General features: G+C 62.0%; 23 protein-coding genes, 2 tRNA genes and 1 pseudogene. 16 read left to right on the top strand and 10 right to left on the bottom strand.

Going from position 1 to position 23,319, the window contains the following annotated elements:
• Positions 1–250 precede the first annotated feature (250 nt).
• Positions 251–979 (bottom strand): hypothetical protein, encoded by a 729-nt coding sequence (locus tag FG91_RS11375; RefSeq protein WP_037515038.1) that lies wholly within the window; start codon positions 977–979, stop codon positions 251–253.
• A 760-nt stretch (positions 980–1,739) separates the two neighbouring features.
• Here FG91_RS11375 and FG91_RS11370 point away from each other — a divergent pair.
• The 8 genes from FG91_RS11370 (at position 1,740) to FG91_RS11335 (ending at position 9,765) form a co-directional block, all read left to right on the top strand.
• The gene (locus FG91_RS11370; RefSeq protein WP_161785654.1) at positions 1,740–3,152 is read left to right on the top strand and encodes an ISL3 family transposase; all 1,413 of its coding nucleotides are present in this window, start codon (positions 1,740–1,742) and stop codon (positions 3,150–3,152) included.
• Positions 3,153–3,275: 123 nt separating this feature from the next.
• On the top strand, positions 3,276–4,133 hold the full coding sequence (locus FG91_RS11365; RefSeq protein WP_037515036.1) for a helix-turn-helix domain-containing protein: 858 nt from the start codon (positions 3,276–3,278) through the stop codon (positions 4,131–4,133).
• Positions 4,134–4,247: 114 nt separating this feature from the next.
• Positions 4,248–5,195, top strand: coding sequence for a tetratricopeptide repeat protein (locus tag FG91_RS11360; RefSeq protein WP_052187518.1), 948 nt, complete (start codon positions 4,248–4,250; stop codon positions 5,193–5,195).
• Entirely contained in the window at positions 5,149–6,153 is a 1,005-nt protein-coding gene (tilS, locus tag FG91_RS11355; RefSeq protein WP_081940543.1) for a tRNA lysidine(34) synthetase TilS, read from the top strand. The genes FG91_RS11360 and tilS overlap by 47 nt, the downstream gene beginning before the upstream one ends.
• A gap of 81 nt (positions 6,154–6,234) precedes the next feature.
• A complete protein-coding gene (ftsH, locus tag FG91_RS11350; RefSeq protein ID WP_037515035.1) occupies positions 6,235–8,181 on the top strand; it encodes an ATP-dependent zinc metalloprotease FtsH in 1,947 nt (648 codons plus the stop codon).
• A gap of 61 nt (positions 8,182–8,242) precedes the next feature.
• Positions 8,243–8,629, top strand: coding sequence for a hypothetical protein (locus FG91_RS11345; protein ID WP_037515034.1), 387 nt, complete (start codon positions 8,243–8,245; stop codon positions 8,627–8,629).
• A gap of 36 nt (positions 8,630–8,665) precedes the next feature.
• Positions 8,666–9,151 carry a DUF11 domain-containing protein gene (locus FG91_RS11340; RefSeq protein WP_052187517.1) on the top strand — a complete coding sequence of 162 codons (486 nt, stop codon included), beginning with the start codon at positions 8,666–8,668 and terminating at the stop codon, positions 9,149–9,151.
• Between the two features lie 8 nt (positions 9,152–9,159).
• Positions 9,160–9,765 carry a DUF3800 domain-containing protein gene (locus tag FG91_RS11335; protein ID WP_037515033.1) on the top strand — a complete coding sequence of 202 codons (606 nt, stop codon included), beginning with the start codon at positions 9,160–9,162 and terminating at the stop codon, positions 9,763–9,765.
• Between the two features lie 55 nt (positions 9,766–9,820).
• Here FG91_RS11335 and rpoZ read toward each other — a convergent pair whose 3' ends face one another.
• Complete coding sequence (rpoZ, locus tag FG91_RS11330; RefSeq protein WP_037515032.1) at positions 9,821–10,165, bottom strand: DNA-directed RNA polymerase subunit omega; 345 nt, start codon at positions 10,163–10,165, stop codon at positions 9,821–9,823.
• Positions 10,166–10,304: 139 nt separating this feature from the next.
• On the opposite strand from rpoZ, the gene FG91_RS11325 reads away from it, so the two are divergent.
• Positions 10,305–11,495: a phospholipase D-like domain-containing protein gene (locus tag FG91_RS11325; RefSeq protein ID WP_037515031.1), complete on the top strand. Its 1,191-nt coding sequence runs from the start codon at positions 10,305–10,307 to the stop codon at positions 11,493–11,495.
• Here the strand turns inward: FG91_RS11325 and FG91_RS11320 are convergent.
• Positions 11,492–12,130 (bottom strand): class I SAM-dependent methyltransferase, encoded by a 639-nt coding sequence (locus FG91_RS11320; protein WP_037515030.1) that lies wholly within the window; start codon positions 12,128–12,130, stop codon positions 11,492–11,494. The two genes, FG91_RS11325 and FG91_RS11320, sit on opposite strands and share 4 nt — an antisense overlap.
• 147 nt (positions 12,131–12,277) lie before the next feature.
• On the opposite strand from FG91_RS11320, the gene FG91_RS11315 reads away from it, so the two are divergent.
• Positions 12,278–13,594, top strand: coding sequence for an MFS transporter (locus tag FG91_RS11315; RefSeq protein ID WP_037515029.1), 1,317 nt, complete (start codon positions 12,278–12,280; stop codon positions 13,592–13,594).
• On the opposite strand, the gene FG91_RS11310 is transcribed toward FG91_RS11315, so the two are convergent.
• On the bottom strand, positions 13,591–15,912 hold the full coding sequence (locus FG91_RS11310; RefSeq protein WP_037515028.1) for a CDC48 family AAA ATPase: 2,322 nt from the start codon (positions 15,910–15,912) through the stop codon (positions 13,591–13,593). The two genes, FG91_RS11315 and FG91_RS11310, sit on opposite strands and share 4 nt — an antisense overlap.
• Positions 15,913–16,055: 143 nt before the next feature.
• On the opposite strand from FG91_RS11310, the gene FG91_RS11305 reads away from it, so the two are divergent.
• Positions 16,056–16,934, top strand: a complete 879-nt coding sequence (locus FG91_RS11305; protein ID WP_037515432.1) for a LysR substrate-binding domain-containing protein — start codon at positions 16,056–16,058, stop codon at positions 16,932–16,934.
• Between the two features lie 7 nt (positions 16,935–16,941).
• Here the strand turns inward: FG91_RS11305 and FG91_RS11300 are convergent.
• Positions 16,942–17,016: transfer RNA gene (locus tag FG91_RS11300), tRNA-Thr, on the bottom strand.
• A 118-nt stretch (positions 17,017–17,134) separates the two neighbouring features.
• Here FG91_RS11300 and FG91_RS22505 point away from each other — a divergent pair.
• On the top strand, positions 17,135–17,263 hold the full coding sequence (locus FG91_RS22505; RefSeq protein ID WP_268746379.1) for a hypothetical protein: 129 nt from the start codon (positions 17,135–17,137) through the stop codon (positions 17,261–17,263).
• Here the strand turns inward: FG91_RS22505 and FG91_RS11295 are convergent.
• Both FG91_RS11295 and FG91_RS11290 read right to left on the bottom strand, forming a co-directional pair.
• Positions 17,253–17,567 (bottom strand): DUF1905 domain-containing protein, encoded by a 315-nt coding sequence (locus tag FG91_RS11295; protein ID WP_037515027.1) that lies wholly within the window; start codon positions 17,565–17,567, stop codon positions 17,253–17,255. The two genes, FG91_RS22505 and FG91_RS11295, sit on opposite strands and share 11 nt — an antisense overlap.
• A 4-nt stretch (positions 17,568–17,571) precedes the next feature.
• Positions 17,572–18,594 (bottom strand): peptidylprolyl isomerase, encoded by a 1,023-nt coding sequence (locus tag FG91_RS11290; RefSeq protein ID WP_037515025.1) that lies wholly within the window; start codon positions 18,592–18,594, stop codon positions 17,572–17,574.
• 75 nt (positions 18,595–18,669) lie between these two features.
• Here FG91_RS11290 and FG91_RS11285 point away from each other — a divergent pair.
• Positions 18,670–18,760 (top strand) — tRNA-Ser (locus tag FG91_RS11285).
• 422 nt (positions 18,761–19,182) lie between these two features.
• On the opposite strand, the gene FG91_RS11280 is transcribed toward FG91_RS11285, so the two are convergent.
• Together FG91_RS11280 and FG91_RS11275 are read right to left on the bottom strand one after the other, a co-directional pair.
• The gene (locus tag FG91_RS11280; protein WP_037515023.1) at positions 19,183–19,683 is read right to left on the bottom strand and encodes an RES family NAD+ phosphorylase; all 501 of its coding nucleotides are present in this window, start codon (positions 19,681–19,683) and stop codon (positions 19,183–19,185) included.
• Between the two features lie 8 nt (positions 19,684–19,691).
• A complete protein-coding gene (locus FG91_RS11275) occupies positions 19,692–20,063 on the bottom strand; it encodes an MbcA/ParS/Xre antitoxin family protein (RefSeq protein WP_235212014.1) in 372 nt (123 codons plus the stop codon).
• Positions 20,064–20,254: 191 nt separating this feature from the next.
• On the opposite strand from FG91_RS11275, the gene FG91_RS11265 reads away from it, so the two are divergent.
• Both FG91_RS11265 and FG91_RS22370 read left to right on the top strand, forming a co-directional pair.
• The gene (locus FG91_RS11265) at positions 20,255–20,713 is read left to right on the top strand and encodes a cyclophilin-like fold protein (protein ID WP_200878437.1); all 459 of its coding nucleotides are present in this window, start codon (positions 20,255–20,257) and stop codon (positions 20,711–20,713) included.
• An 897-nt stretch (positions 20,714–21,610) separates the two neighbouring features.
• Positions 21,611–21,934, top strand: a pseudogene (locus tag FG91_RS22370) (winged helix DNA-binding protein); the annotation flags it as partial.
• Positions 21,935–21,984: 50 nt separating this feature from the next.
• On the opposite strand, the gene FG91_RS11255 reads toward FG91_RS22370, so the two are convergent.
• Complete coding sequence (locus tag FG91_RS11255) at positions 21,985–22,209, bottom strand: hypothetical protein (protein WP_037515016.1); 225 nt, start codon at positions 22,207–22,209, stop codon at positions 21,985–21,987.
• A 435-nt stretch (positions 22,210–22,644) separates the two neighbouring features.
• On the opposite strand from FG91_RS11255, the gene FG91_RS11250 reads away from it, so the two are divergent.
• A complete protein-coding gene (locus FG91_RS11250) occupies positions 22,645–23,307 on the top strand; it encodes a response regulator transcription factor (protein WP_081940540.1) in 663 nt (220 codons plus the stop codon).
• The last annotated feature ends 12 nt before the right edge of the window (positions 23,308–23,319 follow it).

Genomic DNA, 23,319 nt, shown 5'->3' with positions numbered 1-23,319 from the left:
TCGGAACTCAAATATATATCTCAGATATACCCAGATATATTTCGATAGAATGCGGTTCACATCGATCTCAGAAATTTTACCCGATACTAAAATTAAATTGAGCCACCACCCTACTCCGCTGCAATGGTACTCAACTTCGCTGACGAATTCTTTGTGCGGCCCTTACGGGGACATACTGGACTCGAGAGAGCTTCTCCGCTTAGACGACACGTCACGACTGACGCGGAGCAGATGATAGCATCTGATTGGGTTACTGACGCTCTAGAGTGGAGGTTTTCGGTTCGCCACCCTCAACCCACCAGTCGTCAAAAGTTCGATCGTCGCATTCGACGTAAGTGCTACCGAAATCTTCGAATTCGTAAGCCGTATGCGCCGTCGTCAGCGTGGACATAGATTGTCCTTCAGCCTCATTGCGCTGCATCATGTACGCGATGACCTGGCCACCGATATGTTGGCGTTTGTCGAAATCCGACCTGTCCTGCGCGAACCGCAGGCGTCGACATGCTCTCACGAGATCGCCTGGGAAGTCTTCGATCAGAAATTCGCGATGCGAAGCTGGCTCGATATCTAACGCTGGCTCGGGGTAGATTCCGTGCCCGAGTGGCTCGCTTTCGAAATCGTTCGATGAGCGGTATACGAAACCTCCAAAATGATCGATGTCGGGGTCATAGCATAGGTGATAAATATAGGCGGGCCCGTCGCCGCGCTCCTCGTCCGACATTTCGGCCCAAATTTTCCGAAGCCTCTTAGGCGTATCAATATCGAGCAGCTGCATATGAATTGCCAGAATCTCGCTAAGGACCGTGAGCGACCAGCGTTGAAACAGGACCATCGAGCCAGTCCCGGTTATTAGTCCGTGCAAATGCGGCAGAGCCAGAACTTTGGCTGTGAACATCAATGGACGACCATCACGGCTGACGAGCGTGTCGGTCGCGAGGAAAATGCCTTCATCGGTGATTGCAAAGTTAAGAGCTGTCATTGTACCTCCGTTACTGCTTACGCCTGAACGTCGGAGGTAAATTTTTGATTTCTTTCCTGTCTATTAAATGACATGCTGCGGTGCAGCACAGGTAAATATATGCGCCGCCCGACACCAATTCTGATGAAAACGCCGATCTTGCCTAGTCCATTTCTCAACACGGCCTAGCCTGTTTTGAGGCTGATTGACTTGATGCCGATTTGATAAACGCCGAAATGGAATAACTCACGACGAGGACTGACCACTAGACCATAGCGTCGATAATTCGACCCGATAATGTCAAAGATACCGCCACTATAGAGCGCTTCTTCTTCCCCTCAAGACAGAGCGGATCGGGAAGAATCGCACTTTACGAGGCGGCCGGCGAAGTTCGACATATTCAATATTTTGAGTATCTCTAAGCGCCGACTCGGCGTCACTTGCTGCTTTTTTTGATCAGTCCGATCGACCTTGAACGCGTGGCCGGGGTGGTTTAATAGATTTAGATCGGTGATTATCAAGCCGAGATAGTGCAAGTTCACCAAATCACCGTCAACAAAATGCATCGATCGGCTTCTCACGCGCTTAAGCGCGTTCAAACCTTAGCTAAGAGAGCCCGTCATCGAAAGCGACCGGCAGCGATTTGACTGTGAACACAGCCCGGTCATTCACGATGTGTAGTCCAACAACGGATAGACAGACAGCCGATACAACCAAATCTGCAACAATTCTCCATGCGTGGAAATATTTTGTTAGCAACTTCAAACACATTACGGCAATCATGACGAACATCCTCCTTATCCCCAACTGGTCAGTATCCGACGTCTTTGTTGACGAAAATGATGCTTACCAAGTCACCGCCACCTTCGATTTCGACTCCCATGCTTGCAAGAAATGTAAAACTATTGCCAGATTGATTAAGCGGGGAACAACAACCAGGACTTATGTCGATGCCCCGGTTCATGGCCGACACACCTATATCCATGTCCGCCGCAATAGATATACTTGTCCCCAGTGCGGCGTTTGCGTCATGCAGTCCTTGCCCGGAATGCACCGCACCCGCCGGATGACCAAACGCCTGGTGGAATACATCGAAAAGCAGTCGCTGCTGAAGCCGATCGCTCATGTGGCCGAAGACACCGGCGTAGCGGAGGGAACCGTCCGAGAAATCAGTAAAGCGCTTTTCGCATTTCTGCTGGAAAAACATGAGCGCAATTTACGGGCCCCTCGCCACATTGGAATCGACGAGCTGACGCTTGGAAAGAAGCAATTGCGGGCGATTTTCGTTAACCTAGAGGATAGCTGGCCGTTCGAGATGCTTCCGAACCGAAGCCTTCAGTCCGTGCAGAACTTTTTTATGACGCTGCCCAACCGGCGAGATGTTGAGACGGTCACGATGGACATGTGGGACCAGTACAGGACCGCAGTACAGAGAACGATGCCGCAGGCAGCCGTTATTGCCGACCGATGGCACATGGTGGATAGGGTGAACGACGCCATGAATGAAGCGCGGCGCCGCTATCAGCGGAAAATTCACCTCGACCGGCGGCCGGCCCTCAAAGCCGTGAATGGGATTTTTCTCAAACGAAGGGCCGCGTTGAGCGCCAGTGAGGAGTTAGAGCTCGGAGGATGGTTGGCCAATTCATCCGAACTATATTCCGCATACGCGGCCAAAGAGGCATTGCTGAGCATTTGGGATTTACATGATCGCGCCACCGCAGAAGCAGCACTTGATGAGTGGCGCGCGACCATACCCGACGATGATATGAACGTTTTCGCACCCGTCATCACCACAATCGACAACTGGCGCACTGAGATATTAAACTTCTTCGATCACGGGCGACTTACAAACGGTCCGACCGAGGCTAGAAACGGAGCAATAAAACGGATCTACAATTATAGCGGAAGCTATGATTTTCAATCGATCCGGGCACGCGCCCTTTTTGGAAAGCGGCCGGACAGGCTGAAGAAGGAAGCGGAGGCGAAGGACAAAGCTTACCGCGAGAAAAAGCCTGCCTGCGCCTTGTGCAGACAACCTCTCGACGAGGCGGCCCTGATGGAGGGTTGGAAGGCATTTCTCGCCCCGCACATGACGCCACCGCCTTATTTTCATCAAAATAGACTGTGCCACCCATGCATGGACGGTGCACGTAAGAGATCCCATGCCTCTCTTGGCCCAGTGCGGGATAGCTGATCGGGAGGCGTCACATCCTTTCAGCCGCCTGTTTGCCGAACTTCATTTGACTCGCGCGCGCCGTCGGTGCGATGAACAGGTGACACGGTCGATCTGGGTCAAACGACCGGCACGGAGACAGTAATGGCAGATGAGGACGTCGCCCCGGAACAGGGCGAGCTGGCGATCACGCGTACCGGCGATCGGCTTCGGCTGGCGCGGGAAGCTGCAGGGCTGTCGCTTGCCGATGTCGCGACCCGCACGCGCATCACCCAGCGCCATCTCGCCGCGATAGAAAAGTCGGATTATTCGGAACTTCCGGGCCGGACCTATGTCACCGGCTTCGCGCGCGCCTACGCCCGCGCCGTCGAGCTTCCCGAGGCCGAGATCGGCGCCGCAATCCGTCAGGAACTCGAAGAAGACGCCTATGGTTCGCGTCCGCTGTACGAAGCCTATGAGCCGACCGATCCGGCACGCCTGCCCACCGCGCGGCTGACCTGGACCCTCGTCATCGTCACGCTGCTGCTCGCGTCGGCGTACGGCGTATGGCGTTTCCTGTCGGTCGAGCCCGACGAAGCGCTGATCGCCGCGCAGAATCGTGCCGCCGATGCGTCAGAAGCACCGCAGAGCGATGCTGGGGCCACCCCGGCGACCAAGGCCGCGACCGGGCAGTCCGCCGTCGCGGCGAACGCACCGGTCGTGCTGACGGGCGTTTCGGAAGTCTGGATCGGTTTCGACGACGCAAAGGGCAAGACCGAGAATTGGCGCACGCTCGACGCGGGCGAAACCTATCAGGTCCCGCCCGAATATATCGAACAGTTCACGCTGCGCACGAGCATCCCGCAGGCGCTCAAGGTCACCGTTGGTGGCCGCGACATCGGCCCGATCGGCCCCGCCGACACGCTGGTCAAGAATGTCTCACTGAAGCCCGCGGATCTGGTAGCGCGCGCCGAAGGCAATGGCGCACCAGCACCGGCGGCGGGACCGCGCCCCAAGGGCTGAACCGCCGATCAATCGGGCCGGCTCGAGCGGCAGTGCACCGAAATGGGTTTGCGCTGCCGTGCTTTGCCGCGTTATGAGCAACGAAATGGTTAATTAGTGGGGACCTAACGGCAGATGATGATGCGTCAGATCACTTTCCTGGGAGCGGCAACGATCGCGCTCGTCGCGGCGATGCCCGTGGCGGCGCAGGACAATGGTGTCGTCAAGCGGGTCGAACGGCTCGAAAAGGAAATGCGCGCCGTCCAGCGGTCGGTTTTTCCCGGCGGCAGCCCGACCTTCTTCGAGGGTGAGATCGCTCCCGACAACACACCCGGCGAGCGCGCCCGCACCAACGCCCCGGTGATCGACCTGACCGCGCGCGTCGATGCGCTCGAATCGCAGCTGCAGGCATTGACCGGCCAGACCGAACAAAATGCCTTCCAGCTCCGCGAACTCGAAAAGCAGTTCACCGCGTACAAGGCCGAAATGGACAAGCGTTTCGCCGATCCGGCAGCGGTCGCCGCACCGACCGCGACGCCCGCCGGCCTCGCCCCGACGGTGAAGCCGCCGGCAGCGACGACCACGGTCGCGGCAACCCCGGTGAAGAAACCCGCCGACAAGCCGGCGGCCAAGCCCGCGACTACCGACGCCGCGCGGCTCGCGCTCGTCAAGAAGGTCGAGGTTCCCGCGAGCGGCAACGAAACCAAGGACGCGTACGACTATGGCTATCGCCTGTGGGAAGCGAAGCTCTATCCCGAAGCGCAGGCGCAGCTGAAGACCGTCGTCACCAAATGGCCGAAGAGCAGCCAGGCGAGCTTTGCGCAGAATTTGCTCGGCCGCTCCTATCTCGACGAAGGCAAGCCGAGCCTCGCCGCGGTCGCCTTCTACAATAATTACAAGGACCGCCCGAGCGGCGCGCGCGCGCCGCACAGCCTGATGTATATGGGCGTCGCGCTCGACAAGCTCGGCCGCAAGGCCGACGCGTGCAAGGCGTTCCGCGAACTCGACGAAGTCTATGGCGACAAGGCGCCGCAGGATGTCCGGACCGATGCTGCCGCCGCAAAAACAAAAGCAGGTTGCTGACCGCGACGCCGCGGACCGGCTCGCCGGCGATCTCGCCGCGCTCGTCGGATCCGACTGGCACCGCCTCCATTATGGTGTCGCCGTTTCGGGCGGGCCCGACAGCATGGCGCTGCTTTGGCTGATGGCGTCCTTGCTGCCCGGACAGGTCTGGGCAGCGACGGTCGACCATGGCCTGCGAAAGGGCTCGGACGACGAGGCGCGCATGGTCGCGGGCTTTTGCGAGCGCGAGCATATCCCGCATTCGACGCTGCGCCCGCCAACGCCGATCAAGGGATCGCAGCAAGCCGCGGCGCGGACCGAACGCTACCGCCTGCTCGAACAATGGCGCGAAGCCAAGGAACTCAAGCATATCGTGACGGCGCACCATGCCGACGATCAGCTCGAGACGATCGTCATGCGGCTCAACCGCAGCAGCGGCGTCGGCGGGCTCGCCGCGATCCGCGCGCGCAACGGGGCCATCCTGCGCCCGCTGCTGCACTGGCGGCGCAGCGAACTCGTCCATCTGGCGCTTGAAAACGACCTGCCCTTTGTCGACGATCCGTCGAACAGCGACGATCGCTTCGACCGGGCTCGGCTGCGCCATGCGCTCCAGTCGCAGACCGCACTAGACCCTGCTGCCGCGGCGAAATCGGCGGTGTGGCTCGCCGAAGCCGACGAGGCGCTCGACTGGGCGGTCGAGCGGCTGATCGCATCCTGGCCCGATGCATCGGACATCGCGGTGATCCGCGACGATGGCTATCCGCCCGAGATGTTCCGCCGCATCGTCGCGCAGCGGCTGCGCGCCAACGCGCCGCAACTCGTCCTGCGCGGTGCCTCGCTCGACGGCGTGATCGCGGCGATGCACGAAGGGCGGCGAGCGATGGTCGGCGCGCTGCTGATCGATGCGGTGCGCGGCCTCGAAGGGACGATCTGGCGCATTTCCGCGGCGCCGCGCCGGAAAGCAGCGAAAAAGGGCTGATTGCCTCATTGTCATTTAACCCGATTATCCTATCTTATGCGGATAGGAGCGCAGTACCGCGCCGTTGAGGAACGAATCCGAATGCAGGACGACAAGGAACCGCAGGGCAATCCCTGGATGAAGAGTGTGATGATCTGGAGCGGCATCCTGCTTGCCATGCTCCTCGTCGCCTCGATGTTCGGCGGCGCTTCGCAGCCTGTCGGCAATCCGCTTGCCTATTCCGAGTTCCGGCAAAAGGTCGAGGAAGGCGCCGTCAAGGACGTCGTGCTGTCCGAAGACAAGGTGACGGGCACGCTGTCGAACGGCGACCGTTTCAGCGCCAACGTCGTGCGCGATCCCGAACTGCTCAAGATGCTCAACGACAATGGCGTCAAATATGACGGCAAGGCGACCGAAGCGCCGAATTTCTGGATGTATATGCTCGTCCAGTCGCTGCCCTTCCTGCTGATCCTCGGCATCGCCTTCTTCGTCTTCCGTCAGGTCCAGAAAAACAACGGCTCGGGCGCGATGGGCTTTGGCAAGTCGCGCGCGAAGATGCTCACCGAAAAGCAGGGCCGCGTGACCTTTGACGACGTTGCCGGCATCGACGAAGCACGCGAGGAGCTTGAGGAAATCGTCGAGTTCCTGCGTGATCCGACCAAATTCTCGAAGCTCGGTGGCCAGATTCCGAAGGGCGCGCTGCTCGTCGGTTCGCCCGGTACCGGTAAGACGCTGCTCGCCCGCGCAATCGCTGGTGAGGCAGGCGTCCCGTTCTTCACCATTTCTGGGTCGGACTTCGTCGAAATGTTCGTCGGTGTCGGCGCATCGCGCGTCCGCGACATGTTCGAACAGGCGAAGCGCAATGCACCGTGCATCGTGTTCATCGACGAAATCGACGCGGTCGGCCGCCATCGCGGCGCCGGCCTCGGCAACGGCAACGACGAGCGCGAACAGACGCTGAACCAGCTGCTCGTCGAAATGGACGGTTTCGAGGCGAACGAAGGCATCATCATCGTCGCGGCAACCAACCGCCCCGACGTGCTCGACCCTGCCCTTCTCCGTCCCGGCCGCTTCGACCGCCAGGTCGTCGTGCCGCGCCCCGACATCGAGGGCCGCCAGAAGATCCTCGAGGTTCACACGCGCAAAAAGCCGCTCGCCCCCGACGTCGACCTGCGCCGCGTCGCGCGCGGAACGCCGGGCTTCTCGGGCGCCGATCTGGCCAATCTTTGCAACGAAGCCGCGCTGCTTGCCGCACGCAAAGGCAAGCGCCTGATCGCGAACGACGAGTTCGAAGAGGCGAAGGACAAGGTCATGATGGGCGCCGAGCGGCGTTCGATGGTGATGACCGAGGACGAGAAGAAATCGACCGCCTATCACGAGGCCGGCCACGCGCTCGTCTCGCTGCACGTCGACGGCTGCGACCCGCTTCACAAGGTCACGATCATCCCGCGCGGCCGTGCGCTGGGCGTGACGTGGAACCTGCCCGAACGCGACCGTTATTCGACCAATATGAAGCAGATGAAGGCGCGCCTCGCGCTTTGCTTCGGCGGCCGCATCGCCGAACAGCTGATTTACGGCAAGGATGAGCTGAACACCGGCGCGTCGAACGACATCCAGCAGGCGACCGACATGGCGCGTTCGATGGTCATGGAATATGGTATGTCCGAAAAGCTCGGCTGGCTGCGCTATCGCGACAATCAGGACGAGGTATTCCTCGGCCATAGCGTGTCGCGCGCGCAGAATATGTCCGAAGACACCGCCCGCCTGATCGACGCCGAAGTCCGCCGCCTCGTCGAGGAAGGCGAAAAGACCGCGCGCAAGGTGCTCACCGACCATCTCGACGAACTTCACCTGCTCGCCGGGGCGCTGCTCGAATATGAGACGCTGTCGGGCGAGGAATCGAAACGCGCGATCAAGGGCGAGGACATTGGCCGCGAAGACGAAGCGGGCAAGCGCGGCACCCCGGTGTCGGGCCATGCCGGCGGCATCCCGCAGATCAAGCGCAAGCCGCGGCGCCCCTTCGGCGACGCCAACCCGCAGGGCGCCTAGGCTTTCGGCCTAGCCCCTTCGATTCAGGGACTATTCATTGGGTGGGGGCAAGTTGCGGCATATGACCAAAGGGACATATGCCCGCATTTTGCCCGCCCTGCTCGCCGCTCCCTTCCTCTGCGCGATGGCGCCGGGCGACATGAGCGTCGCGGCATTCCTCGCGCGCGCGACGTCGCTCGAACGGCTCGGCCCGCTCGCGCTCGCGACCCCGCAAGGCAACCAGCTCAAAGGTGAAGTGGTCGCCGCGGGCAAACGCTATAAGGCGCGGATCGATGCCGAACGTCGCGCCGGTCGCAAGACGACGAGTTGTCCCCCTGAATCGGGCAGCCTGACCCCCGATCAATGGCTGTCCCACCTCCGCACCTATCCCGTCACGGCACGCAAGTCGGTCAGCGTCTATTCGGCATTCGATGCGCTGATGAAGAAACGCTATCCCTGCCCCACCTGATGCGTCAAAGGTGCGCTAGGACCAAAGGAGACGGCGATGATCGGCAAAGCGTGGAATGCCCTGGCCTTGGCGGCCCTTTTTGCGGCGGGCATTCAGCCGGTGGCGGCGCAGGGAACCGGCTCGTTGACAAGCAAGATCGAACTCGAAAAATCGACCCCGTCGTCGGACGGCCAACCGCCGAAAAAGACCTATGTTGCACCCGATGTGGTCGTCCCGGGCGACCGCGTCCGCGTAGCGCTCACCTTCACCAACAACGGCGCAACCCCCGCGGCAGGGCTCAATTTGGTCAATCCGATCCCCGAGGGCCTGATGTTCGACGACACCGCCGATACGGCGGGTTTCGGCGTTTCGACCGACGGCGGCAAGACGTTCGGCGCGCTCGCGGCGCTGACGGTGCCCGTCGGCGGCGCGGCGCCCCGTCCCGCGACGGCCGCCGATGTGACGCATGTCCGCTGGCTGTGGCCCGATGCGATCGCCCCGGGGCAAAGCCGCTCGGTCGCTTTTTTCGGCCGGGTTCGGTGAACCGCTAGATGACCATTTATTGCGATGAATCGGGTGGTCTCAACGCCGGCGCGATGACCTTTTCGGCGGTGATGCTGACCCCCAAGGCCGCGGCGGACATCCACGCGCGCTTTCGTAGCGTGACCGGGCTGCGCGGCGAGCTCAAGGGCAGCCGCATCAGCGTCGTCGAACGCGCCTATCTGCTCGAACTCTTCGACCGCGCCGGCGGCCGCGCCTGGGTAGCCGTCGCCGAACGCGACAAGCTCGCGCAGAACCCCGGGGGCACGCTGCCCAGCGACCTCGCGCTCTATGGCGCCTTGCTCAACAGCGCGGTTGGTCACTGGCTGCCCGAAACCGGCGGCGTCTGCACCGACGTCGTGATCGACGACGGGCGCTATGATCCCAAGATTCTTTCGCATGTACGCGAAGAGATACAGGCGGGGCTCGGCCAATGGGGCCGCGCTTCGCTGGCCGACAGCAAACGCAGCGACGGGGTCCAGATCGCCGACGTGATCGCGAACAGCCTGTTCAATATCACAGTGGGTTCGCCGCGCGCCTATCGCATCCAGCGGATCATCGAACCGATGCTGGCGTCAAAGGCCATCCGCATTGCCGAGTTGACCGAGGTCGACTGATACAAGAAGGGCCGCAGTTTCCTGCGGCCCCCTTGGTGATCGGATTATACAGCGCTTATTCGAAATCGCTGCCACCGCCCGCGGGGCTGCGCGGCGGCGCAGCGGCGGTCAGGCGAAGCGCTTCGGCCGAGCGGCTGATCGAGCTGATTTCATCGGGCGTATCGTCATCGTCGACGACGACCTTCTGCATCGAACCGACCAGCGTTTCCTTGAGGTCCTTCGGACGCACGGTCTGTTCGGCGATCTCGCGCAGCGCGACGACCGGGTTCTTGTCGCGGTCGCGGTCGACGGTCAGCTCCGAACCACCCGAAATCTCGCGCGCGCGATGCGCGGAGAGCAGGACCAGGTCGAAACGGTTGGGAACTTTGTCGACGCAATCCTCGACGGTAACGCGGGCCATATTGTTTCCTTAGGTATAGGAGAGGCCAGCCCTTTGGAGGGGCATGGCGGCAAGCGCTGCGCGCTAGCAGCACCGCCGGGCGATGTCAATCAAAGCGCTGCCCTTGCGGGCTTTGCGGACACCGGCCTATGAGCGGTTGATGACCGAAGCCTGCGCACCCGTCGACTTGTCCGAACGACTGACGGCGGACGTGGCTGGTCACCGGCTCGAGCTGATCTTCGACGGCGGCGAGCGGCTGACCCGGCTGCTCGACCTGATCAACGGCGCAGCGCACAGCATCGACATCATCATGTATATTTTCGAGGGCGACGCCGCAGGCGTGCGTGTCGTCGACGCCTTGCTGGTCGCCGCCAAACGCGGCGTTCGCGTGCGCGCGGTCATCGACAGCTTCGGGTCGGGCGACACGCCCGACGGCCTGTTCGCGCCGCTTCGCGAAGCCGGCGGTAGCGTTACCTTTTTCTCGCGCCGCTGGCGCTCGACCTATTTGATCCGCAACCACCAGAAACTGATCCTGATCGACGATCATGTCGCGGTAACCGGCGGCTTCAACATCGCCGACGATTATCTGAGCCCCCCGCGCAGCGATTGCTGGTTCGACATCGGGATGATCGTCAAGGGGCCGAGTGTCGCGCGCGCGGCGCTATGGTTCGACGAAATCCATGATTACACCGTCAACAACGACGGCAAACTGCTGATGTTGCGGCGACTGATCCGCGAATGGCCGATCGACAATGGCGCGATATCCTGGCTGGTCGGCGGCCCCACCCAGCGGCTGTCGCCCTGGGCCCGTGCGGTGCGCGCAGACCTAGAAAACGCGCGCCAACTCGACATGGCGATGGCCTATTTTTCGCCCGGTCAGGGCCTGCTGCGACGTCTTGGACGCGTGGCAAGGCGTGGGCGGGCGCGCTTCGTGATGGCAGGCAAATCGGACAACGCCGCAACGATCGGTGCGTCGCGCCTGCTCTATGGCTATTTGCTGCGCAAATCCGCCGATGTGTGTGAATATCAGCCGTGCAAACTGCATATGAAGCTGATCGTCATCGATGATGTCGTCTATATCGGATCAGCCAATTTCGACGTGCGCAGCCTGTTCGTGAACGTCGAGGTGATGGTGCGGATCGCCGACGCGGGCTTTGCCCGACAGATGCGCGGTTTCGTTGCGGAGATGCGGTCCGATTGCGAAGTCATCACATCGAATTCGCACAAGGCGCGCGCCGGTTGGCTGACGCGCATCCGCTGGACGCTCGCCTGGTTCGTGGTCGGCATCGTCGATTATACGGTGTCGCGAAAATTGAACTTCGGGCTCGGCGATCCCGACCCGGAAGTTTAGTCTTTCCAGCCCCAGAACAGGAAGCAGGGCGGGACATTGACCCATTCGAACGCATTGTCGATGCGATTAAAGTGGACGGCGAGAAAATCGCGCGCACGGGCACGGAACTGATAGACGAGAAAGGCGCCGCCGGGGCGAAGCACGCGGTGCGTCGCGGCGGCGATCGCCGGGCCGACACCCGCGGGCAGCGTCGAAAAGGGCAAGCCCGAAAGGACATAGTCGGCGTGCTCAAAGCCGTGTGCGCGCACGATCTCTTCGACATCAGAGGCCGATCCGTGAACCGCGACGAAGCGGCTGTCGCGGATGTCCTTACGCAGATAGTCGATGAAATCCTCATTCGTGTCGATCGCGATCAGCGTCGCATCGCCCGCCATATGTTCGAGTATAGGGCGGCAGAAGGTGCCGACGCCCGGGCCATATTCGACGAACAGCTTGGTGTTCTTCCAGTCGACGGGCTTCAGCATGTGGCGGATCAGCGTCGGCGACGACGGCACGATCGATCCCACCATGACCGGATGCTTGATGAAGCCGCGGACGAACATGCCCCACGGTCCGAAAAAGCGTTTTACGCCCTCGCGAACCCGGCGGGTCAGCGGGGCTTTTGTTTCTTGGGCCTGCGCCCGCGGATTGGTCATGTTGGCTTTCGCGTTGTTGCGGTTGCCAAAGGCGTGGCAAAATCGGCGCCGGGGCGCAAGGAAAGAGTCTGTCTTGACTCTGGACAGCGGGGCGCCCGCGTGTAGGGAGAGGCGGCGTTACCGACCAAAGCCAAGGAGGGGGCGAACATGGCGACGACATCGCATTCCATCCCCTCGGACCGTATGGTGGTCCTCTTTGCGGTGATGCTGGTCGCCGCCGCGGGCAACACCGCTATGCAATCGATCCTGCCCGCGATCGGCGCCAAACTGCACATTCCCGACGTCTGGGTCAGCCTCGCGTTCAGCTGGTCGGCGCTATTGTGGGTGCTCACCGCGCCGCATTGGGCGCGCCAGTCGGACAAGCGCGGACGCAAGGCGCTGATGGCGCTCGGCGTCATCGGCTTCCTGTCGTCGATGGCGCTGTGCGGCCTTGTGCTGTGGTCGGGCCTCGCGGGCTGGGTCGCGGCGGGCACGACCTTCATCCTCTTCGCGCTGTTTCGCAGCCTCTATGGGGGGCTCGGCTCGGCGGCGCCCCCCGCAGTGCAGGCCTATGTCGCTGCGCGCACCGATCCTGACCAGCGCACACAGGCGCTGTCGCTCGTGTCCTCGTCGTTCGGGCTCGGCACCGTGATCGGTCCCGCTATCGCGCCCTTCTTCATCCTGCCGATCGTCGGCCTCGCCGGCCCCTTGCTCGTCTTCGCGGCTATCGGCCTTGCGGTGCTCATCGCGCTGCGCTGGCGCCTGCCCGACGACGTGCCGCGCTTCGCGGCGCGCGGTGCGATCGTTTCCTACCCCACGACGGGTGGTTCGCCGCAAACCGCCGCCGAGGAGGCCGAGGACCAGGTTCTTGATCAGGGCGCCGACGCCCCTCCCCTGCGCTGGACCGACACGCGCGTGCGGCCGTGGCTGCTCGCCGGCTTGTTCGGCGGGCAGGCGCAAGCGATGATGCTCGGCGTGATCGGCTTCCTGATCCTCGACCGCCTCCATCTCCGCCTTCGCCCCGACGAGGGCGCCGCGATGACGGGTATCGTGCTGATGGCGGGCGCCTTCGCGACACTGCTCTCGCAATGGGGGCTGATCCCGCTCCTCAAGATGTCGCCGCGCACCGCGGTGCTTGCCGGCGCCAGCCTCGGCGCGATCGGGACGGTGATGACCGGCCTGTCCGCCGACTTCCACGGCATCGTCATCGGCTTCGCGCTCGCCTCGCTCGGCTTCGGACTGTTCCGTCCGGGTTTCACCGCAGGCGCGTCGCTATCGGTGCCGCGCCGCGATCAGGGCAGCATCGCGGGGATGACCGCATCGATCAACGGGTCGGCCTATATCGTATCGCCCGCGGTCGGTGTGCTGCTCTATAATTGGCACCCGATGGTCGCTTACGGCCTGATGGCGGGATTTTGCGGCTGGCTGGTCCTGTGGGGCTGGTCGGCGCTGAAACCGAACCAGCCCAAGGAAAAGCAGCTTTAGTCGGCCGTATTGTCGTGCTTGCGCTCGCGAACGGGCTTGAGCATGCCGGGCGCGAAGAAGCCGATCGGATCGACGCTCATCGCGGCCTGCTTGATCTCGCCCTGGATCTTTTCATAATCCTTTTCCATCGCCTCGGTCACCGACGCGCGGGTGTCCTTCAGCGCCGCCTCGAAATCCTCCATCGTCACCGTGTCGCTGTCGAGCGACCGCTTGAGCGCGGCAAGCCCGGCACGCCGCGTCAGATCCTCAAGGTCCGCGCCGGTGAAACGATCCGACCTTTCGGCGAGCGCGGCCAGATCGACATCCTTCGCGAGCGGCATGTTGCCGGTCTGGATTTCGAGAATGCGGCGGCGCCCCTCCTTGTCGGGCACCGCCACGTAAATCAGCTCGTCGAGCCGCCCCGGACGCAGCAACGCGGGGTCGATCAGGTTCGGGCGGTTGGTCGCACCGATGACGACCACCGATTGCATTTCCTCGATCCCGTCCATCTCGGCGAGAATCGTGTTGACCACACGCTCGGTCACCTGCGGCTCGCCCGACGCGCCGCTGCCGCGCGCCGGCACCAGGCTGTCGAGTTCGTCGATGAAGATGATCGTCGGCGCAACCGCCCGCGCGCGGGCGAACAACCGTGCGATCTGCTGCTCGCTCTCGCCGTACCATTTGGACAGCAGGTCCGACGATTTGATCGAGATGAAGTTCGCATCGGATTCGCGCGCCGCCGCCTTCGCCAGCAGGGTCTTGCCGGTTCCGGGCGGGCCATAGAGCAGGAAGCCCTTGGCGGCGCGGATCCCGAGCCGGCGGAACGCCTCGGGATTCTTGAGCGGCAGTTCGATCCCTTCGATCAGCTTTTCGCGCGCGGCGTCGAGCCCGCCGATGTCGCTCCAACGCGTTTTCGGCGCCTGCACCATCACTTCGCGCATCGCCGACGGCTGGACGCGTTTCAGCGCATTGTTGAAATCCTCGCGCGTGACGCGCAGTTCTTCGAGCACCTCGGCGGGGATTGTGCCTTCGGCCAGGTCGAGCTTCGGCATGATCCGCCGCACCGCTTCGATCGCGGCCTCGCGGGTCAGCGCGGCCATGTCGGCGCCGACGAAGCCGAAGGTCGTGCGCGCGAGTTCCGCGAGGTCAACATTCTCGGCGAGCGGCATGCCGCGCGTGTGGATGCCCAATATCTCGCGTCGTCCGCTCTCGTCGGGGACACCGATCACGATCTCGCGGTCAAAGCGGCCCGGACGCCGGAGCGCCTCGTCGATCGCGTCGGGACGATTAGTCGCCGCGATGACGACGAGGTTCGTCCGCGGCTCAAGCCCGTCCATCAGCGTCAAGAGCTGCGCAACGAGGCGTTTTTCGGCCTCGCCCTGCACCTGCCCGCGTTTCGGCGCGATCGAATCGATCTCGTCGATGAACAGGATCGACGGCGCGGCCTTTGCCGCTTGCTCGAAGATATCGCGCAGGCGCTTTTCGGACTCGCCATAGGCGCTGCCCATGATCTCGGGCCCGTTGATCAGGAAGAATTGCGCTTCGCTTTCGTTGGCAACCGCGCGCGCAAGCCGCGTCTTGCCGGTTCCCGGCGGGCCATGCAGCAGCACGCCGCGCGGCGGATCGACGCCGAGGCGACGGAACAGTTCGGGATAGCGCAGCGGCAGCTCGACCATCTCGCGCAGCTGGTCGATCGTATCGCCCAGACCGCCAAGATCGTCGTAAGTGACGTCGGTGCGGCGCGCGTCCTGCGGCTCCTGATATTCGGGAAGCAGCTCGATTTCGGTATTCTCGTCGATAAAGACGATTCCCTTGGGGGCCGCCGATACGACGAGCAAGCGCACCTCGGCGAGCGCATAGGCCGGCGCATTCAGCATCTGGCGAAGCTGCGGCGGCATATCGCCCGACTCCAGCCGCTGCTGTCCGGCGGTCGCGACGGTATCGCCCGCGACGAGCGGACGGCCGAAAAAGCTGCGCTTCAGGGCATTGGCCGATCCCTGCAGGCGAAGATTCTCCTGCGCCGGGGCGAATACGACGCGCGTCGCGGGGCGCGTCTCAACGCGGCTCAGCACGACCATATCGCCCGCACCCGCGCCGGCATTGGCGCGCTGCAAGCCGTCGAGGCGAATGACTTCCAGCCCTTCATCCTCGGGATAGGGAAGCACGACGCGCGAGGCGGTCTCGCGTTTGCCGCTGATCTGGACGATATCGCCTTCGGTAACGCCAAGTTCGGCCATCGCGGAGCGCGGAATACGGGCGATTCCTCCCCCGCTTTCTTCGGCGCGTGCATTCGCCACCTGCAGTTTGACCTGTTTTTCTTTTACCGCTGCGTCGGCCAAGGCGTGTCTCCCGCAAAATAGTCAGAATGCCGAAGATAGGATGGTCGTTCCCTATTTGCGACCCCCGGCACCACAGCCATTTATGACGCACTGCACAAAATTCTGGCATGTCCGACAAGGTCATGTCATCATCGGCACCCGATATGCCACGCCTTCCCCCCATCAGCAGCATGGAGGCCTTTCTCGAGGTCGCCCGTCACGGCACGGTCAAGGCGGCCGCGATCGAACTCGGCCTGTCGATGCCCGCGCTGTCGCGCCGAATCCAGACACTCGAGCATACCGTCGGCCGCCCGCTGTTCAACCGCCACCACCATGGGCTCAGCCTGACCGAAACGGGCCGCGCGCTGCACGAACAATTGTCGCCGATTCTCGACGAATTGCGTAACGTGATCGAACAGGTCGGCAGCCCCGACGCCTCGCTGCGCCTGCACCTCAACGTCCTGCCGCTCTTCGCGCAGCAGCGCCTGTTCCCCCGGCTTCCCGAGCTTCGGCGCCAGCACCCCGAACTGCATATCGACATCGACACCATGTCGCATGCCGAAGCCCGGCTGGGCGACGGCATCGATGCCGCGATCGCGCTCGCACGCTCGATCGACCCAGTGCTCTATGCCGCGCGGCTCGACCAGGACAAGGTGTTCCCGATTGCCTCGCGGACGCTAACCGACGGCGATCGCGCGATCACCGTCCCCGAACAGATGCAGCGGATGACCGTCCTGCTCCACCGCGAAATGCCGGAAACCTTCGCCGAGTGGAAAAAGGCGATCGGCATGCCCTATCTCGAACCGGCCGGGATCGATTATTTCGATTCGGGGCCGCTGATGCTCGAAGCTGCTGCGCAGGGGATCGGCGTCGCGTTCATGCACGGCCATCATTTCGACGATGCGCACGACCCGCGGCTGGTCCGCCTGTTCGATTTCGACGTCGACAGCCCGTACAGCTATTGGTTCGTGTGCCGCCCCCGCGCGCTGCGCCAGCCCGCAGTGAAGCTCTTCCACGACTGGTTGCTTGCAGCGAAAATCTGAAGAAAAATGGTGCTGCTGGACAGGATTGAACTGTCGACCTCGTCATTACCAATGACGCGCTCTACCACTGAGCTACAGCAGCAACCGGGATGCCGGCAAACGGATGTTCGCTGGGCAGGCGCGGCCTATGACGGGGCGCCTTGCGCCTGTCAAGGTGCGAGGCTTGACGATATGGCGATTTCGCGGGCATGGCGCATGGCGTGAGCAAGACGCCTTCCCCCGCCGACATCGAACGCGAACGCCGCCTCGCCGAGGCGCTGCGCGCCAATCTGCGCAAGCGCAAGGCGCAGGCGCGCGATAGCAAGGCCGAAACGCCGCCTAAAGACTGACGGTCACCGTCACGTTGTCGCCCTCGGCGATCCCCTCGGCCTTTCGCACCATCGCCTTGACCGGCAGCAACCAGCCGCCACTTTCCTTGTGCGGAAAGACCGACGTCTTCCAACGCGTGCCGCCGATATTCGCCTCGACGCGCGCCGACCCGAATCCCTTTCGCCCGTCGAGCCACTGGCCGGTCATCGCCGCCATGCGAACCCCATCGGCAGCCTCACCGGCGATTGTGACGAAGAACCATGAGGCGAGCGCAGTCGCCGATTGCCAGCGCCACAGCGGCGTCGTGACGGTGAACTCCTCCAAGGAATTACTTCGCGGCGACCGGGCGTACTGGCACCGGGATATTGCAAATATCGGCGCCGCCCGCGGGCGTGATGAAGAAGGGATCGCGCCGGTTTGCGCGCGCATCGACATATCGGCCGAAGCTGTCGCTTTCGGTCGACAGATATTCGAATTTCGGCTGCTCGGCCGCCGGCAATTCGCTCGCGATGCGGATCGACGCGATGGGTGTGCGTTCGGCGTCGGTCTTATAGAAACCAAGCGCCTCCGTCCCGCGTGGCAGGCTCGAAAGATGCTCGATCCCGCTGATGACGCGGCCGACAACGGCGATGTTGCGATCGAGATGGCGTGGGGCGTGTCCGATCACGGCATAGAGTTCGGCGCCGCTGCCGGTATCAGGTGACATATTTCGTCCGACGCCGACCGTCGCGTAACAGTGGAGCGGCCACCTCCTGTCGGGGACTCCGCGATCGTCGAGACCGATCGGCCAGCCCGATTCGAACGCCACCGTCGGGGCATAAGCATCGGCGTCCGGGTCGAAACCATCTCCGAATATGGCGATGTTCTCTTTCATCCTCGCCGCCCGTCGTGCCGCTTCATCCTTTGACATGATTATGACCTTCTTTCCCTCCACGATGGTTTCGGCGCTCGCCGGGTCGGCGACGACATAGTCACCCTCGGGAACCACCGCCAAACCCGCGCGTAACGCCTTCTTTTCAGTCGCATCGCCCCATTGCGCGACATAATTGTCCTGCACGCGGTTGACGCTCGTTCCGTCCCACCAGTGCGCGGCGGCCAGCTTGCGGATATTGCCGATCCACCCCTGACTAAATGGCGCTGGCATCAGCTGGATGACAACGCGGCGCGGTTTACCCTTCGCGTCGGGCGCGAGGTCCATCACCAGCAGGTCCGACGGCGCGATGGCGACCCAGTCGCTCGTCGGCGCCGCAGCCGCAATCTCTCCCGGCGAGGGGATTGGTGGGGGCTCCGTGCCATATGCCGGAAGGATGAGCGACGCGGCCAGGGCGGCCGACAGGAGCAGATGTTTCATGGGCTGATGTCTGCCATGCCCAATCGGCTTGCGAAAGCCCTGCCAAGCGATTAGGGCGCCCGTTCCAGAGCATGCGGAGCGGTGGCCGAGTGGTCGAAGGCGCTCGCCTGGAAAGTGAGTATACGTCAAAAGCGTATCGAGGGTTCGAATCCCTCCCGCTCCGCCAGACACCTGTCCGCAGGGGTCCGTAAAAGTCCGGCTATATCGACTTTTTCTCCCTGAATTCCGATGCTTATCTCGCTCGATTTTCCGTAGCGGTTCGCAACCGTTCGGAGCCATCCAGTACTAATTCGGGTACTGGTCCATGGTATCGGCGGTCCAAAAACATGGCATCTTCGGAGAAGAGAAATGCTGAGCGATATCAAGATCAAAGCAGCAAACCGCGTTCAAAACCCTATAATTCAAAACCCTATAAGATGTCGGATGGCTGCAGTTTATTGCTCCGCGTGACCCCCAGCGGCGGCAAATTATGGCGCTGGAATTGCCTCTATGACGGCAAGCAGAGGGGAGGCCTGCGGCTACATTGCGCTCCTGGCGGTCAAGCAGGAGCATGAAGGCCGACAGCCTCGTCACGCATGTCATCTTTTGCTAAATTCGACTTAGTCGATCGTCATCGTCGATGAGAATAATCTGGGCCGGAAGGTCCGGCCCCCACTTCCAGAGTACAAGATTCAGGTCATCGGCTCTCGCTCCGCGTACGAAGCTGGGCACGAGCAGACCTTGGTAGCCTTCGGCGATGAGAGTTTCTGCGAAAGCCTGGGTAGGTGCTCTGCCCAACTTCTTTTCTTGGTCGCGCCAGCTTGGATCTGCGAGACCTGCAGGCGTCATTGCGTATGCGCTGAGCGCTGCTTCATGTCGGCTGTCGAACACGTTTTCGACGTCAGCCAAATAGGAAACGAGCGTGGTTGGTTGGAGGTCGCCGATCTGGTTCGCTTCGCGTACGGCAGTCATCGGCGAAGTTGCAGTGTAAAGGGCTGGAAAGCCCTTCGGATTGAAGCGGCCTCCATAGAGCTCTGCGCCTCGACCCGATAGAGGATCGCGCGCATACACCGGGTTCAAAGCCCGAAAAAGCTTGTCTTGGTAGTGCATGGAAGAGATCAGGCGTAAACGCCGGCATCGACAGCGTCGATGTACTCAAGCACTTCGTCGGCCCGCCCTTCTCGTAGGAGTTGCATGGCTGTCTGGCCTGAGAAGCCCGGCAGGGGCTCAGATCGATACCAGGCGTAAGCCATGAGTTCCGAACCAAAGCGACTGCGGACCTTGTTGAGTATCTCGACGAGTTCACGCAGACGGCGTTGGGTTTTGTCTGAGCGCACTCGATCTTTGCGTTGGACAGCGTCGCGGCCAAGGCCAGCTGAACGGGCGACCTCTTCGCTTGTCGTGCGCAAAGCTCTGGCGATCTTGCCGGGAGCGAAGAGCCCGTCATCTGCGTATTGTGCCAAGCCCATCTGGTTTTCCTCGTATTTCACATTTCTCACGTTCTGACGCTATATAGCGTCAAAATATGCGCAATGCAAGATAGGCGCTGACGAGCTTGAGTTAGAAGAGCGCGTCTCTTGGTTTTAGCGCGGCTAAGACGTCGGCATCGAAAACGCCGACGAGGCTGGGTATAACCGGTTGGCGCGCCATGGCAGGAAACAGAGAATCGGCGTTTGCCGCGATGGCCGCCATCGCTTTCGCAGGGGCGTGTTCGGAACGGACAGCCTCCTCCATCGCTGCGGTGCAAGGCCGAGCGGCGGCGGCAACGGCAAGTGCGGAGCAAGGCATGAAGGTGACGATCATCATCAACGACCGCCAATTGATCGCCACGCTCGACGACAGTGCGGCGAGCCGGGGCTTCGCCGCCCTGTTGCCGCTCGACCTGACATTGAGCGACTATCACCGCACCGAGAAGATTGCCGACCTTCCCGCACGCCTGTCGACGACTGGCGCCCCCGATGGCATCGATCCGGCAGTTGGCGACATCGCCTATTACGTCCCTTGGGGGAATCTGGCGATATTCTACCGCGACTTTGGTTATTCGAAGGGGCTGGTTCGGCTAGGACGGGTCGAAGGCGACCTCGGCGTCCTCGATACTTCAGGCACCGTGTCGGCCCGGATTGAACGATTTAAAGAGTAAATGGCCGTCTACAGTCCGTCAGCTCTTGTCCAAGGGATGAAGAAAGCGGACTGAAGCCCACTCTCACGCATCTCGCTCGCCTGAGTGACGCGCCACTCCTCGCAACGCTGTTGCCATCCTACCCTGCCTTTCGTCGACCGAGCGAGGCTTCACTGCGAGGGCTGCCTTCACGCCCACCACTGCGCGACAGCCATCCTTCCCACCACTGGCCATTTCGCCCCCGCACGCCGGCCTTTGTCGCGTCGACACGCGACTCGACAATCGATACCAAGGACTCCGAAGTGCTTCCGTTGCAATGCTTGTCCCAGCCACCGCAGCCCCGAAATGGAGCGATGCATCCAGCCTGACGCAGCTTTGGCTCCCCTATCGATGGGTTCAAGCCAACCACAGGCGACCAATGGTTTCAAATTGGCAGGAATCTTTGTCGAACGACTAATCCGGTCCGCAAGCTCTTTCGGTAATAGCCTGTTTTCAATCTGCAATTTCAGGAAACCAGGTCGCTACTCGGCGAACGCCTATCTGATGACGATCTCCTCCGCTTCGGATGTAAATCCCGCAGAAACCATGTTAGGTTTCGGACATAGTTGGTCGTGTCGCTTTTGGGGGAAAGGGAGGCGAATGACGGACATGGCAATGGCTGGCGCTGGCAGCGATCAAGAGCTCCGCGGGCGGATCGATCAGATTGAACGCGATCTTGCGCGCATTTTGATAGGTATGGACCAGTTGGGCGACATGGGCGCCGGGACGTCGGCGCCTGCCCCGCAAGCCCGAGTGGCTGATATCGGCGGAGGCACCAGCGCTGTTTCGACGCCTGGCTATTCCGCGGCAGGGATGCTGCGTCCGGGCTTCGGGGCCAAGCGCGCCGACACCGGCCCGCAAAGCTTTACCCGTAGCCGGGCGCGCTTCGTGCGCGGCCTCATTCGACAGCGCCGCCAGCGCGAGCACCATTTTCCGGCGGACATGTTCGCCGACCCCGCGTGGGACATGATGCTCGACCTCTATGCCGCCCATTATGAAGGCGGGCACGACGTATCGGTGTCGAGCCTCTGTATCGCTTCGGCCGTTCCGGCGACGACAGCCCTCCGCTGGATCAAAATGATGACCGATGCCGGATTCTTCGTCCGGGACGCCGATCCGCATGACGGCCGGCGCATTTTCATCCGGCTCTCCGAGAGTGCGCGCAGCGAGCTCGACAGTTATTTCGACGATTTGGAAAGCTGACCCGCCATTCTTAGCCGATCGGCGATCCTGGCGAAACCGGACGAAGCGGCTCAGTTGAGGAAGAGGTTGCGGCGGCGCCGCTCGATTTCCTCTTCGCTGGGTGCCTCGCCGAGCTGTTTATTGATCCTGTCAATGACGAGACTGAGGTCACCCGCCACCCAGGCGAGATCTCCGACCGCCGAAAAGCCGCCGAGCTGTTCGAGCTGCAGAAGCTGCTCGGTCAGCGCATCACGGATCGCGCGGAGCGCCTTGGTCTTCTCGATATCGTCGGCCATTCCACCCCACGCATAATCGACCTCTAGTCCAGGACAGCCCACAGATGGTGGAGAGGCGCGCGGCAGATAGCAAACTAACTGGCGCAGTGGAACCTTTTCGCGACCGATATGGCCGCATAGCTTCCCCTTCCTATACTCGCATCGCTTCTCGGCGCGTTATGACCGGGGATTCTGTGTCACGGAAGAACATATTGCCGTCCGCGCCCGATCGTCGCGCGGCCGTATTGGAGCCTTGCACCAAGATTCCGTGACGGCAATCCTTACCAGATTGGCACCATTTCGGCATGAACTTTACGGCAATTCGGCCTTAACCGCGTCGGACGTGCGAAAGACAATCGACAGCCTGAGGCACATAAGCCGCGCCCCGATGGAAGAACATCCTGCAATGTCCGCCTTTTTCGTTCGGGACACGGCAGGCGCGCAGGAAATCGAAGAATGCCCGCCATCGATTCCGCATTTTCTGTCCGCAATCGAAACAAGAAGGCCCGCCGAAAGACCGGGTTCGCCTTGTGCCGCACCTCCCAATCATGGTTAAGTATCACGGGACATATGCCGATGGATGATGATTCAAAATCGACCGGCGGCGCATTCAAACTGCTCACCGAGAAGCAGGCCGCAGTTCTCGAATTGCTCGCCCATGGGCTGACGAGCAAGGAGATCGGTCACAAGCTCGGCACGTCGGAATCGGCCGTCAACCGGCACATCGAAATCTTGCGCTCGCGTTTCGGCGACATCACGCGCCAGCAACTTGCGCGCCGCTATCGCGACCGACCCAGTGATTTTCCGCGAGCATCGCCGCCTGCGGAATGTGTAGAAACTACCAAGCAAATAATTGACCTCGCCGAATCCGCCTCCTCCGATGGAAGAAAGATCCGGGACGAACCCGAGGCAGACCTCGCTTTCCAGGACTCGCTCACCGTTAGGATCGACGCGCCCTGGACCAAGCCAGACGAGCCAAGGGTCGTCCCCAGGGTGCTCGACGGCGAAAACGCCACGCTCACCCGCGGGGCGGCGATTGCGATCATCTTGCTTGCAATCATCGCCAGCCTGGTTCTCGGCCTCGCCCTGGCCCAAGGCATCGCGGAAGTGGTGAACTAGTCGCCCTGACGG

Origin of the sequence: Sphingopyxis sp. LC81, from assembly GCF_000756375.1 — a bacterium.
Classification (GTDB): Bacteria; Pseudomonadota; Alphaproteobacteria; order Sphingomonadales; family Sphingomonadaceae; genus Sphingopyxis.
Note: the sequence above shows the minus strand (reverse complement) of the source record. Positions and strands in the feature narration are given on the sequence as shown.

Bases quoted from the DNA above. Each gene is read 5' to 3' on its own strand.
- FG91_RS11375 (WP_037515038.1), bottom strand. From the start codon at position 979: ATGACAGCTCTTAACTTTGCAATCACCGATGAAGGCATTTTCCTCGCG.
- FG91_RS11370 (WP_161785654.1), top strand. From the start codon at position 1,740: ATGACGAACATCCTCCTTATCCCCAACTGGTCAGTATCCGACGTCTTT.
- FG91_RS11365 (WP_037515036.1), top strand. From the start codon at position 3,276: ATGGCAGATGAGGACGTCGCCCCGGAACAGGGCGAGCTGGCGATCACG.
- FG91_RS11360 (WP_052187518.1), top strand. From the start codon at position 4,248: ATGATGATGCGTCAGATCACTTTCCTGGGAGCGGCAACGATCGCGCTC.
- tilS (WP_081940543.1), top strand. From the start codon at position 5,149: ATGTCCGGACCGATGCTGCCGCCGCAAAAACAAAAGCAGGTTGCTGAC.
- ftsH (WP_037515035.1), top strand. From the start codon at position 6,235: ATGCAGGACGACAAGGAACCGCAGGGCAATCCCTGGATGAAGAGTGTG.
- FG91_RS11345 (WP_037515034.1), top strand. From the start codon at position 8,243: ATGACCAAAGGGACATATGCCCGCATTTTGCCCGCCCTGCTCGCCGCT.
- FG91_RS11340 (WP_052187517.1), top strand. From the start codon at position 8,666: ATGATCGGCAAAGCGTGGAATGCCCTGGCCTTGGCGGCCCTTTTTGCG.
- FG91_RS11335 (WP_037515033.1), top strand. From the start codon at position 9,160: ATGACCATTTATTGCGATGAATCGGGTGGTCTCAACGCCGGCGCGATG.
- rpoZ (WP_037515032.1), bottom strand. From the start codon at position 10,165: ATGGCCCGCGTTACCGTCGAGGATTGCGTCGACAAAGTTCCCAACCGT.
- FG91_RS11325 (WP_037515031.1), top strand. From the start codon at position 10,305: ATGACCGAAGCCTGCGCACCCGTCGACTTGTCCGAACGACTGACGGCG.
- FG91_RS11320 (WP_037515030.1), bottom strand. From the start codon at position 12,130: ATGACCAATCCGCGGGCGCAGGCCCAAGAAACAAAAGCCCCGCTGACC.
- FG91_RS11315 (WP_037515029.1), top strand. From the start codon at position 12,278: ATGGCGACGACATCGCATTCCATCCCCTCGGACCGTATGGTGGTCCTC.
- FG91_RS11305 (WP_037515432.1), top strand. From the start codon at position 16,056: ATGCCACGCCTTCCCCCCATCAGCAGCATGGAGGCCTTTCTCGAGGTC.
- FG91_RS11290 (WP_037515025.1), bottom strand. From the start codon at position 18,594: ATGAAACATCTGCTCCTGTCGGCCGCCCTGGCCGCGTCGCTCATCCTT.
- FG91_RS11280 (WP_037515023.1), bottom strand. From the start codon at position 19,683: ATGCACTACCAAGACAAGCTTTTTCGGGCTTTGAACCCGGTGTATGCG.
- FG91_RS11265 (WP_200878437.1), top strand. From the start codon at position 20,255: ATGGCCGCCATCGCTTTCGCAGGGGCGTGTTCGGAACGGACAGCCTCC.
- FG91_RS11255 (WP_037515016.1), bottom strand. From the start codon at position 22,209: ATGGCCGACGATATCGAGAAGACCAAGGCGCTCCGCGCGATCCGTGAT.
- FG91_RS11250 (WP_081940540.1), top strand. From the start codon at position 22,645: ATGCCCGCCATCGATTCCGCATTTTCTGTCCGCAATCGAAACAAGAAG.